General features: G+C 42.1%; 9 protein-coding genes and 1 pseudogene. 1 reads left to right on the top strand and 9 read right to left on the bottom strand.

What is annotated here, in order from left to right; all coding sequences use genetic code 11:
- Positions 1–180: 180 nt before the first annotated feature.
- The 4 genes from DP114_RS20040 to DP114_RS20025 all read right to left on the bottom strand — a co-directional run bounded on the left by DP114_RS20040 (position 181) and on the right by DP114_RS20025 (position 7,207).
- Positions 181–2,913 carry a tetratricopeptide repeat protein gene (locus tag DP114_RS20040; RefSeq protein ID WP_339379359.1) on the bottom strand — a complete coding sequence of 911 codons (2,733 nt, stop codon included), beginning with the start codon at positions 2,911–2,913 and terminating at the stop codon, positions 181–183.
- Between the two features lie 51 nt (positions 2,914–2,964).
- On the bottom strand, positions 2,965–3,420 hold the full coding sequence (locus DP114_RS20035; protein ID WP_216669926.1) for a hypothetical protein: 456 nt from the start codon (positions 3,418–3,420) through the stop codon (positions 2,965–2,967).
- Between the two features lie 1,847 nt (positions 3,421–5,267).
- A complete protein-coding gene (rimM, locus tag DP114_RS20030) occupies positions 5,268–5,912 on the bottom strand; it encodes a ribosome maturation factor RimM (protein WP_169268531.1) in 645 nt (214 codons plus the stop codon).
- Between the two features lie 11 nt (positions 5,913–5,923).
- The gene (locus tag DP114_RS20025; RefSeq protein WP_169268530.1) at positions 5,924–7,207 is read right to left on the bottom strand and encodes a valine--pyruvate transaminase; all 1,284 of its coding nucleotides are present in this window, start codon (positions 7,205–7,207) and stop codon (positions 5,924–5,926) included.
- Between the two features lie 229 nt (positions 7,208–7,436).
- Between DP114_RS20025 and DP114_RS20020 the strand changes: the two genes are divergently transcribed.
- Positions 7,437–8,549: an S-(hydroxymethyl)glutathione dehydrogenase/class III alcohol dehydrogenase gene (locus DP114_RS20020; protein ID WP_171976950.1), complete on the top strand. Its 1,113-nt coding sequence runs from the start codon at positions 7,437–7,439 to the stop codon at positions 8,547–8,549.
- A gap of 5 nt (positions 8,550–8,554) precedes the next feature.
- Here the strand turns inward: DP114_RS20020 and DP114_RS35175 are convergent.
- The 5 genes and pseudogenes from DP114_RS35175 to cobW form a co-directional block, all read right to left on the bottom strand.
- Positions 8,555–8,828 (bottom strand): annotated as a pseudogene (locus DP114_RS35175) (hypothetical protein); the annotation flags it as partial.
- Between the two features lie 113 nt (positions 8,829–8,941).
- Entirely contained in the window at positions 8,942–9,790 is an 849-nt protein-coding gene (locus DP114_RS20015; RefSeq protein WP_171976949.1) for a class I SAM-dependent methyltransferase, read from the bottom strand.
- Positions 9,791–9,924: 134 nt separating this feature from the next.
- Complete coding sequence (locus DP114_RS20010; RefSeq protein WP_171976948.1) at positions 9,925–10,347, bottom strand: QcrA and Rieske domain-containing protein; 423 nt, start codon at positions 10,345–10,347, stop codon at positions 9,925–9,927.
- Positions 10,348–10,491: 144 nt separating this feature from the next.
- The gene (locus tag DP114_RS20005) at positions 10,492–10,881 is read right to left on the bottom strand and encodes a hypothetical protein (protein ID WP_169268799.1); all 390 of its coding nucleotides are present in this window, start codon (positions 10,879–10,881) and stop codon (positions 10,492–10,494) included.
- A 529-nt stretch (positions 10,882–11,410) separates the two neighbouring features.
- Positions 11,411–12,469, bottom strand: coding sequence for a cobalamin biosynthesis protein CobW (gene cobW / locus DP114_RS20000; protein ID WP_169268798.1), 1,059 nt, complete (start codon positions 12,467–12,469; stop codon positions 11,411–11,413).
- Positions 12,470–12,550 lie beyond the last annotated feature (81 nt).

The following is a 12,550-nucleotide window of genomic DNA, read 5'->3' as shown; positions in this document are numbered from 1 at the left end:
ACCATAGTATTCGTCCGCCAAGAAATAAATTTCTTGGCTCAAAACCAAAGTCCGTTAAAACGGACTGGGTAAGTCTTTGAGTCCGTTTTAACGGACTTGATCTATTAGCCTTGAACTTTAGTTCAAGGCGTACTCACCGATAAAGTGCAAGATTTGAGTTACGCCCTTTGGAAAAAACTTTCAACGCCGCAGTAATTGAGATTTTCCCACGCGCCACAACATCACCGACACAATGAAAACTAGGGCAAAGGGGAAAGCGAATAACCCCGCCAGAAAACATAAACCCAACTGTAATTTACCACGTAGAGCAAATTTAGCAATTGACTTTTGCCATTTTGGTATAGCCCAAGCTTCAATAGGAAGTTCTAGTTCTTGTTGAATTTGAGTAGCTTGAATACCAGCTGCGTAACCTTCCTTAATTCTGCCTGTTAAATGATAAAGCTGAGCAAGATTTTGAAGTGATTTGGCTTCACCATTGCGATCGCCCATCTCACGTTGGATCGTTAATAATTGCTGATAACAGTCAATTACTTGTTGATATTCTCTCAAACAAATGTAAGTATTGCCCAAATTACCTAGAGAAATAGCTTCACCTTTGCGATCGCCTATCTCACGTTCAATAGCAAGTGACTGCTGATGGTAATCAATCGCCTTTTGGTATTGTCCCAAAGATTGGTAAGCACAGCCCAAATTAGTCAAAGAAGCAGCTTCACCATTGCGATCGCCTATCTCTCGTTTAATAGCCAGTGACTGCTGATAGAAATTAATCGCTTTTTGGTATTGTCCCAAAGATTGGTAAGCACAGCCCAAATTATTTAGAGAAGCAGCTTCACCTTTGCGATCGCCTATCTCAAGAGAAATAGCAAGTGACTGCTGATAGTAATCAATCGCCTGTTGGTATTGTCCTAACGAATAGTAAGTACTACCCAAACCAGTTAGAGAATTGGCTCGAAAATCATGATGATTAGTTTCTCGTAAAACTATCAATGCTTGTTGATAGTAATCAATAGCCTGTTGGTATTGTCCCAAGGAACGGTAAGCATTGCCCAAATTATTTAGAGAAGTAGCTTCACCTTTACGATCGCCTATCTCAAGAGAAATAGCCAGTGACTGCTGATGGTAATCAATCGCCTTTTGGTATTGTCCCAAGGAATTGTAAGCTTTGCCAAAATCATTTAGAGAAGCAGTTTCACTTCTACGAGCGCTTATCTCAATAAAGATAGCCAGTGACTGCTGAGAGTAATCAATCGCAATTTGGTACTGTCCCAAGGAATTGTAAGCATTGCCCAAACCAGCTAGAGAATTGGCTCGAAATTCACGCTGACCAGTTTCTCCTAAAACTATTAATGCTTGCTGATAGTAATCAATTGCCTGTTGGTATTGTCCCAAGGAACGGTAAGCATTTCCTAGATTGCATAGTGAGCCACCTTCACGTGTGCGATCGCCTATCTCAAGTTTAATAGCCAGTGACTGATGATGGTAATCAATCGCAATTTGGTATTGTCCCAAGAAATTGTAAGCATTGCCCAAATTATTTAGAGAAATAGCTTCACCTTTGCGATCGCCTATCTCAAGAAAAATAGCCAGTGACTGATGATGGTAATCAATCGCAATTTGGTATTGTCCCAAAAATTGGTAAGCATTACCCAAAGATGTGAGAACATATGCAAATTCACTATTTTCATCTTGGTTACTTGGTTGCCATTCCTTTTCTAGTCGGCTAGATAATTCAATAATGGTAGTGTAATATCCTCTCAAATCCAAAAAATTGTGGCAGAAATAAAGAATGTTATTAGCTTGTCGATATTGCTTAAGTTCACACAGGTGATAAAAAATTTCTAGTTGTGGTGTGATATCTTCTATCGTGTGCCAAGATTCTGTAGCGATAGATTGATAGTAGGCGATCGCTCTTTCATGTACTTCGGTTAAATCACCCGCTTGCTGTTTCAGATAAGCCAAAATTAACGGCTGAAACTCAAATACCCAACCGCTTTCTAGTTTGTTTTCTTGCAAAAGCGATCTTTTAGCCAATCCCCGCAAATCCGCTTGTGTGACTTCTTGTTCTGGTAAAAGTGCGGCTGCGGCTGTGGCGTTAAAAGCGGGGCGATATACGCTTAAATTAAATAATAGTTGTTGTAACTTTGGCGTTAACCGGGCAATACTGGCATCAAGAATCTTACCAATACTCGCTTCTGAGTCGTATCGATGTAACCCCAAAATCTCAAAGATATTTTGTCTCAAAGCGCTGATATCAACCACATCTCCTTCATCAGCGTGCAATACTCCAGCCACCAGCTTGATTAATAAAGGATGTCCATCCGCTCGCTTGACAAATTCTCTGATTTCTGCATCAGCACCTTGAATATCTAAATCTTCTAGCAGTGCTACCCCAGCATCGGTTGAAAGTCCTTTCAATGGCAACCAACGGCAGTAATTCAGGGTATTAGGCGGTAGTTGAGGTTGTTCGCGGCTAGTTACTAAAATAACAGTCTCAGTGTGGCTACTCAACCACCGCAGCAAGAAGTCATAGTAAGTTTTATCATGCCATTCTCCGTTTGCCTCTAGCAGAGTTTCTAAGTTATCCAATACCAGCAAATAGCGCCCTGTTCGCAAATTATTACAAACTGCAGTTAATAAATCTGCTTCTTTTTCAGGTGTTGCTTTGCCTAACTTTTCCAATAACCAGCGTCCCCAAACCGCAAAGGGGTAATTTTGGCTAAAAGTTGCCCAAACTTGCTTTTCAAAGCTTTGTGCAGTTGCAAAGATTTTTGCAACCAGGGAAGATTTGCCATAACCACCAGTCCCGGTAATGCCAATTAAACGCACGTTATCCGCTTGCAACCATTCTTGCATTTGGGCAAGTTCCTCTATCCGCCCGTGCCAATTCTGGGTTTCAGGGGGTAATTCGTTGATAATAGAACTAACAGGATTTATCTTTGTCCGTTCCCCTCCGGACGACTCTAGTCAAGGTTGCTGGTAATGATTGTTGATGGTATTGTTACCTATGTAATTTGTGCCACCTTCATTAGTCACTTCATTTTTGCTTTGGTTACCAGTATTGTTTTGCCCGTCAATGTTCATCACCATGTGGCTGTTATCTTGAATTTTACCGGCTTTGATTTCTTGAGCTAAAGTGCTTACCTGTGCGGCAAAATCGGGGTTATCCTTCATTTCATCTTCTAAATAAACCGCCAGTTTATTCAAATGGTCTTTTGAGCCTTTTTCTACTTCCTGCAAGGCTTTTTCGGCTCTAGGGTTCCCGCGTAACTTATCCCGAATCTTCTGGTGCAGTTCATCCATCTTGGTAAGCGCTGTTTGGGTGAACTTTTCCCCCAGCTTACCGACACTGGACTCGAAAAACTTTTTGAAGGCAAATTCAGCGATCGCAAAAGCTGTTAAGGTTGTTACGGGGTCAGTCATACCTGTAAATCCCTCAGACACGGGTTGATTTTTATATAGCTTACACATTTTTATACAGAGGAACGTTCCGACTTTCCGCATTTTTGCTAATAAATTTTTAGCCCGACGACTCAATACGGTTCAGTTAAGATCAGAACGCCTGCGGCGATCGCCTTAAAAAGGGGTTCGTTCCAACGCTGTTGTGCATAACTCATTTGTTCCAATACTAGCAACGTCGTATTCTTGTCTATTGCAGGAGTTTAGATTACAAAAAGCAGTGTTGGCTAATACAGCACTATACAGTTTCCAATAAAAAACCCCCAGCGACGATCTGGAGGCTTATATTAGCGCTATTCATAACTCTTTTATTCCAATACTAGCGACGTGGTATTTGTCAAACCCTGTCTAAAGCAGGAGTTTAGATTACAAAAAGCAGTGTTGGCTAATACAGCACTATATAGTTTCCAATAAAAAGCCCCCAGCGACGATCTAGAGGCTTATATTAGCGCTATTCATAACTCATTTGTTCCAATACTAGCAACGTCGTATTTGTAAAACCCTTTCTAAAGTTGGAATTCAAGTTACAAAAAGCTGTGCTGACTAATACAGCACTATACAATTTCCAATTAAAAGCCCCCAGACCTGCTACTGGGGGCTTATGCCAAATTGCATCTTAGTTAATACCATTAGTTCCAATACTATCGTCGTCGTATTTTGTAAAACCCTTTCTAAAGTAAGAATTCAAGTTACAAAAAGCTGTGCTGGTCAATACAGTATTATACAATTTCCAATTAAAATCCCCCAGTGATGGTCTGAGGGCTTAAGCTAATGAAACATCTTTTCCAATATTAGCAAAGTCGTATTTTGTGAGACTTGTTATAAAGTAAGAATTCAAGTTACAAAAAGCTGTGCTGCTCAATACAGTACTATACAATTTCCAATAAAAAACCCCCAGTGACGATCTGAGGGCTTATGCCGAATGAACATTTCAATTAAACACTCCATTTGTTTCAATACTAACGATGAAAGGATTTTTAAGACCCTTTCTAAAGCAGGAATTCAAGTTACAAAAAGCTGTGTTGCTCAATACAGTACTATACAGTTTCCAATAAAAAGCCCCCAGCGACGGTCTGAGGGCTTATGCCGAATTATTAATACCCATTTGTTCCAACACTAACAATGAAAGGATTTGTAAAACACTTTCTAAAGCAGGAATTAAAGTTACAAAAAGCTGTGTTGCTCAATACAGTACTATACAGTTTCCAATAAAAAACCCCCAGTGACGGTCTGAGGGCTTGTGCCGAATTAATCTTTCAATTAAACACCCCATTTGTTTCAATACTAACGATGAAAGGATTTGTAAGACCCTTTCTAAAGCAGGAATTAAAGTTACAAAAAGCTGTATTGACGAATACCCTCCCCCTGATGGCAGTGCACAAAACAGGTAGAATTTTTTACGTATACAATAAATAAATCCCCCGCAATCACATTGGATTACAGGGGATAGGAGCTTGTATTCAGAAAGCTGTTAGAGGGTGCGAGGGGTATCCGAAACAAACCGGGCGATAAGTCGTTCGCGCAGCGTGCGCTTTGCGCTTACGCTGATCGCATGTCCGTATCGCGCCTCAACATAATCCACAGTTTCCAATTAAAAGCTTCCAGACCTGCCACTGAGAGCTTATGCTGAATTAGCAACATATCTGTTCCAATACTAAGGCTGCGGTATTTTATAAAACCCTTTCTAAAGTTGGAATTCAAGTTACAAAAAATTGTGCTGGTCAATACATCACCATACAGTTTCCAATAAAAAACCCCCAGACCTGTTACAAAAGGCTTACACGAGACTACTGGGGGTTTATGCTTCTTTATCAGTTAATTTCCAACAACCCATCTGGTGGCGTAATTTCAATTCGACCAGCTTCCAAATCCACCACTGGTACTATAGGTTTGACAAACGGAATCAAAAGATTCTTTTGACTTTTCTCCCCTTGTTTTTCTTGATGCAACTGTACTTCTAATAAATCATGACCAGCAGGCAGAATATCCACCACTGCACCAAGCAGTTCACCAGATTCCTGAATAAAAACTGGCAAGCCAATCAAATCCATAACGTGATATTCACCTTCTTGTAGTTGGGGGCGATCGCTCTGTTGAACCATCAACTTACACCCGCGCAACTCCTCTGCTTGGTTGCGATCTTCCACTCCCTCCAATTCAATTACGTACAAATTTTTACCTGGTATATAACGTCCTGATAGTAATTCTACGGTTTTTGGTTCAGTCTGATCAGGACGTAACAACCAACGTATTCCAGGCACCTCAAAGCGTTCCGGGAAATCCGTATCAGGATAAACCCGCATCTGTCCATCCAACCCTTGAGGTGCCACAATTGTGCCAATTTCCAGCCAGCCTTCAGGAGTGAGGAATGCGGAAGATGAGGAAGATGTTGCTTTCGCATCTCCCTTATCTGCCTTCTTCCTTATCTTTTTCTCTACGTTCTTGCGGTTTGTCATTCAACACTCAACTAAGCACTCACTGCAGCACGTTGATAAACCTGTTGTACCACTTTTGCCAAACGCTGCATACCCGTGGCAATTTCGTCATCACTTCCGGTAAGGCTAATACGGACACACTGGTGCTTGTGTTCCCACTCTTCCTCTAAGCCAGGGAAGAAAGTACTACCAGGAACAACTATAACACCTACTTGCTTGAGTTCTTGATATAACTCCCAGTCTGTTACTGGCAAATCCTGCAACCACAACCAAGCAAAAATTGCCCCCTCACCACGATGGAGGAACCAAGGTAAATCATTGGGCATCGCTTCGTTTAACGTGTTTTCCAAAACCGTAAACTTATTCTGATAAAACGGGCGAATCACCTGGACAGAAATATCTGCCAGCGCACCAGAGTTAATAGCACGCGCTGCGATCGCTTGTCCGTAGCGTGAAGCGTGGATACAAGCATTTGTTTGGAAACCCTCTAGAACTTGAATCACCCGTTCATCCCCAATCGCAATTCCAATGCGTTCTCCTGGCAATCCAGCTTTTGATAAACTCATGCAGTGCAAGATGTTATTGCCAAAGATTGGTGTCATTTCAGTAAAGTTCATCGCTGGGAATGGGGGGGCATATGCCGAGTCAACGAACACTGGTACATCGTAAGGCGCTGCAAGGGCGGCGATTTTTTTCACTTCATCATCGCTAAGGACATTACCAGTGGGGTTGCAGGGACGAGAGAAGATCACGCAACCAGTTTTCTCTGTAATCGATACTTTGCTAAAGTCGGGGCGATATTTAAACTTATGTGCGGCGGCGTCGATATCCAATGCAGGTTTATAAGCAATTAAAGCTTCTGGCACTAGGCAAACACCACCGTATCCTGTGTAGTCTGGGCTGAGTGGCAGAACGATTTGCTTAAGTTCACCGCTGGTGGTGTATCCCCCAAAAGAATTCGCAGCGTAAAAGTAGAGAGTTTGACTTCCTGGGCTGATAAGGATGTTGCGTTCAGTCAAATTCAACTTATATCGCCGATTAAAATCCTCAACAATTGCTTCAATCAGTGGTACATAGCCCTGACTTGGTCCATAGCGACAAACGACTTCACCATATTCTGGGCTAGCCAGCAATTGTGCTGTGCAATCCCGCCATAACTGTTCAACCTCAGGCAAAATCAAGGGATTACCAGCACTCAAATTTATCAACTGCTGCCCTGTATGAGCTCGTAAAGTTTCAACAATGTCCTTCATAATGGCTCTAACGCCAGTCAGGTTGGACATCTGGACGCCGAATTGAGTCAGGGCAGGGTTCATAGGCGATGAAAAAATAAACGTAATCTAATGGTGAGCAAAAAAGCTGCTAGCGCTTATATCCAATGTAACTACACAATGGCACTATCGTGTACAGCAATACTATTCAGATATAAATGTTTTAGTTATTGATGGTTTATTTTCATGACATCTTTAACAAAAGAACTCAGTTACACTAACCTGTAGCGTCCCTGTAGGGCATCTTTTGAATTCCTGATGAGGAGAACTAACCTTGAAAGTAAAAGCAGCAGTAGCTTACGAGTCTGGTAAGCCTTTAAGTATTGAAACAGTTGAATTAGAAGGACCATCAGCTGGGGAAGTGATGGTTGAAATTAAAGCCAGCGGAGTTTGCCACACCGATGCTTATACTCTTTCTGGTAAAGATCCTGAAGGTTTATTCCCAGCAATTTTAGGACACGAAGGCGCAGGTATTGTTGTAGAGGTGGGCGAAGGGGTTACTAGCGTCAAGCCAGGAGATCATGTTATTCCTCTATATACCCCAGAATGCCGTAGTTGTGAATATTGTCTGAGTCTGAAAACCAATCTTTGTCAGGCAATTCGCACGACTCAAGGGCGCGGTGTTATGCCTGATGGTACCAGTCGATTCTCCATTGATAACCAGATGCTTCATCACTACATGGGGACATCCACCTTTTCCAACTATACGGTACTGCCGGAAATCGCCGTAGCAAAAATTCGGGAGGATGCGCCGTTTGATAAAGTTTGTTACATTGGCTGCGGCGTGACAACAGGAGTTGGTGCAGTCATCAATACAGCAAAAGTCGAACCGGGAGCAAATGTGGTGGTTTTCGGTTTGGGTGGTATTGGTTTGAATGTCATCCAAGCGGCGCGGATGGTAGGAGCAAATATGATTGTGGGGGTAGATCTCAATCCCAACAAAAAAGCTCTGGCAGAAAAATTTGGCATGACTCACTTCGTCAACCCCAAGGAAGTTGAAGGAGATTTAGTTCCTTACCTGGTTGACTTAACTAAAGGCGGCGCAGATTACAGTTTTGAATGCATTGGTAATGTGAATATTATGCGCCAAGCCTTGGAATGTTGTCACAAAGGTTGGGGAGTCAGCGTAATTATCGGCGTTGCTGGTGCTGGGCAGGAAATTAGCACCCGTCCTTTTCAACTAGTGACTGGGCGTGTGTGGAAAGGTTCAGCTTTCGGTGGTGCAAGAGGACGCACTGATGTACCAAAAATTGTTGATTGGTATATGCAGGGCAAGATAAATATTGATGATTTGATTACCCATGTGATGCCAATTGAGCAAATAAATGATGCTTTTGAATTAATGCACAAGGGTGAGTCAATTCGCAGTGTAGTGACGTTTAATTAGGTGAACTACCCCACCCTGCCTTTGGCGGAGGGTGGGGCTTCTGTACTCACAGGGGAGTGCCGCAACTTAGACTTTCGCCCAAGTTTTGGTCTTACCTCCCCTCCTACAGCACCAGACGGCTGAACCATCCGCCCTTACGGGTTCGCCAGTTGCTCCACTTGGGGAGACCCCAAGACCGCACTGGCTCACCTTTAGCACTTCGACACCGCTCAGTGCAAGCATTCTGATACCCTCTGCTCTAATATTGATGGCTGCATTTCCATCGCGATCATGGTGAGTGAACGACACGTAGGGTGGGCAGTGCTTAGCAAAACCCGGATGTGGTCAGCAAAATACGGTAAGCACTGCCCACCCTACAATACTTAAGATTTTTCATAAATCATTTAGGATTGCTATAACTGCCAGAGTTGGATGGAATAACACAAATGGCGTTCAAAAATTGTGCGTGCTGCTAACCCCTCGACAATTGGTTTGTCCAGCCAGCGCTTAAATGCCCAACGTCCTAATGCGTGTAATGGTGGGACGGCGATCGCCACAACATCACTAATATATTTCATGGTAGTCAGCCCAAAACTACGAAAATAATCAAGAGATAAGTCAATCGTTGGTGCAACCGAGTTTGAGATGTCCTCAGCTTTGATTAAAGTGAACCCAGCCCGTTCCAAAGCTTCCTGAAGATCACTTGTTACATGACAATTGGAAAAAATACCTTCCTGGTATTCAGGATCAGAGCGCATCATATCGGCAATCAGCAAGTAGCCGCCACTACTCAATAAACGAGCCGCACCCTGAGCCAAATCGTCAACAGCAATATATTGGCTGCTTTCGCTGAACAGGATCAGATCGTAGGAGTGGGTTTGTTGAAAATCTTCAAATCTCGTTAAGTAGAAAGGTACTTGACCATTGGTATTCTTAAGAAACTTCTCTTGTTGAAGTGCGTCGGGTGCTAATCCCTCAACATTGAAACCGCGTTCCAAAAGGTATTTCGCATTACCACCAATACCACAGCCTACGTCAAGCACGGTGCTTATTCCCTGTGGGATAAAACTGAACAGTTTGTCTGTATAAGCTTGTTGAGCTGCACGCAGAGAAGTTAGAGTTAATTCCTCACCACTGTGAGGTAATGTTTCCCAATACCCATAATGGAGATAGGAAGAACCTGTGACTCCCATATAGTAATCTATCGCTGCATTTTGGTAGCGAGTTGCTTTCGGAATTGGAATTGATTTTGGTTTCTGCATTTAGGGTTAGAGTTGGTGGATAGGCTTGCACATTTCTTTTTAATAATACGAGCGATCGCGCAAGCGTGTTCCGTATCAGTTCCCCAAACTTTACTTTATCATTAAGTGCTCTTTTACACTTGAAAAATCTAAAACTAAATGCGTTTCACCATAACGAAATTACCTTCTATCTTCGTTGCGTAAGTCGAGAGTGGTTTTGTGGCTGGACCAGTTTGTGCCTTACCGTCAAGTTTAAATTCTGAAGCGTGACAAGGACATAAAAATATTCCTTCCTTATTCAGCCATTCTACTGTACAACCCATATGAGTGCAGGTAGGATTTACAGCTATCAATTTTTTACTTTTAGAAGTACCAACTACTAAGACTGAACCAATTGGTGACTTTTCATTTAATAACTGACCAGCTTTATCCAACTCTGCTACCGTCCCCACCTTTTGCCAATCTCCAGATGCTGATGATATTGTTGTAGTTTTTGGCCCAGAAGCCCTAACTTTCATAAGTAGGCTACTTACTAAAGAACTTACACCAATCAAAGTAAAAAAATAACGACGTTTCATTGTATATAAATTCTACAGAACAACATCTAAACCATTTTTGGAACATGTAACATTTTATAACATGCTATTAAAGAGTAAGGAAAAATAAAAAACTTTTTTCTTACTCTTTTGCTTTTCAAAATCTTAAAAAAAGGAAAATTAATTCTAAGGAAGGCTATTGCGCAGGCGACGCAAACAATTTACCGATGCAACACAATCACAGCCAAACATAGCTACAGCAGCATCGCTTTCTGCATCTGTCACTCCAAGCAGAGCCTTTTCGTTATTCACGTCGGTAGCGTTAATCTCTGGTGCGCCTTTCTTCAAATGAGACAATTGTTTAGCATTAGCGCAAAAATATTTACCGAGTTTTGGATGTTTTACACAAGCTTTTTGACCTTCTGCTGATACTGGTGTAGTAGCAGCGTCTGTACGTTTTACAGGTTGTGGATTGACTGGTTGACCGGCTGTGGTAACTTTACTAGTCATTACCAATGAAGCGAGAGAAAGCAAAGCTGTGGATTTGGTAGTCAAAGCTATAAACAGTTTTTTCATGCAATTTTCCAAGATGTGGGTTGACAATTAAACGTTGATGTTCTCTACTCAGGCTTGGCAGAAAAACAATATTTTCAAAGAACCAGGATCCTCAAAACAATTTACCTATCATATACGCTATGAGATAAATTGCTATTTTAGACTCACAGATTCTTGACAAACTAGTAAAAAAAATCAAAGTCAAATTTTTGATTTTTTACTTTGTATCTCTTACATTTCTTTCTGGCCCAAACAGGATATTTTTCATGTTTCTACATCCTTAAGAGTGACTTAGTAGAGAAATAGCAATCGATTATACTTGTACTTTCTTGTTTGCAATTATTCTTTGACCAGATGCTAAGTAGCCATCATGAACTGCGTACACCAGAACACATGAAAACATTTCTCCCTCACTCCCTCACTCCTTATTTTCAAGTCAGGTAGCCGTAATTAAATATAAAATAAAACCTCACCCTCAATTCCTCTCCGAAATCGCGGAGAGGGAAGCCGGAGGCAGGGTGAGGTTTTATGTTTAATTTGACCTACTTACTTATTTTCCAGCCACACTTAGTTCCTCCCCTGACACCAGGGACTCAACAAGAACCTGATCAAGTTCCCGACCAATCAATACTAATTTCGTTTGACGGGGTTCGTGGGGTTGCCAAGCACGATCATAAAAGTAGTCAAATCGATTACCGACACCCTGTAATACCAGACGCATGGCTTTTTTTGGAACTGCTACAAATCCCTTAATTCGATAAATTTCTTGCTGTTGTACCAATGTTTGTAAACGTTTAACCAATACAGACGGCTCAAATGTTTGGTCTAGTAGTAGTTGCACTGCATTAATTCCGTCATCATGTTCGTGTTCGGCTTCGTTATCGTGGTGACTGCGGCGACTATCCAAGTTGTCTTCTACTGCAGCGTTAAAACCGAGTAACAGATCGCAATCAATTTTACCGTCCTGGCACTGAATGAGTTTTACACCACCAGACAAGTTCTGCTTTAACCACTGCTGCACTTTAACTTGGGTTTGGTCATCAACGCGATCGCTCTTAGTCAACAACACCAAGTCCGCACAAGCAAGCTGATCTTCAAACAGTTCTTCAATTGGTGTTTCGTGTTCTAAACTATCATCGGCTTGCCGCTGTATTTCAAAAGCTTCTAAATCACCCACAAATTGATTCGTTGCTAAAGCCTCACAGTCCACGACGGTGATTACGCTATCCACTGTAGCGCCCGTGCGAATTTCCGGCCAGCGGAAGGCTTGCACCAATGGTTTTGGTAGTGCTAGTCCAGAGGTTTCAATTAACATGCAGTCAATGCGATCGCGTCGCTTCAGCAATTCTTGCATCGCTGGTAAGAATTCCTCTTGCACCGTGCAGCACAAGCAACCGTTGGTGAGTTCAACAATGTTGCTGTTGGGGTCTTCTTCATCGTCACAGACTTGACAGTCACGCAAAAGTTCGCCATCAATTCCGACTTCTCCAAATTCATTCACCAAAACAGCAATGCGTCGTCCCTCATTGTTTTGCAGTAAATGGCGAATTAATGTCGTTTTGCCTGCGCCAAGAAATCCTGTAATGACTGTGACGGGAATTTTATGCATATAAAGTGTGTTGTTTGTTGATCGTTAATTTTGGAATCAGTAGAAAAAAGTTCAAACCGCAGATATCATGCACTGTTGCCA

Origin of the sequence: Brasilonema sennae CENA114 (assembly GCF_006968745.1) — a bacterium.
In the GTDB taxonomy this organism is placed as follows: domain Bacteria; phylum Cyanobacteriota; class Cyanobacteriia; order Cyanobacteriales; family Nostocaceae; genus Brasilonema; species Brasilonema sennae.
Note: the sequence above shows the minus strand (reverse complement) of the source record. Positions and strands in the feature narration are given on the sequence as shown.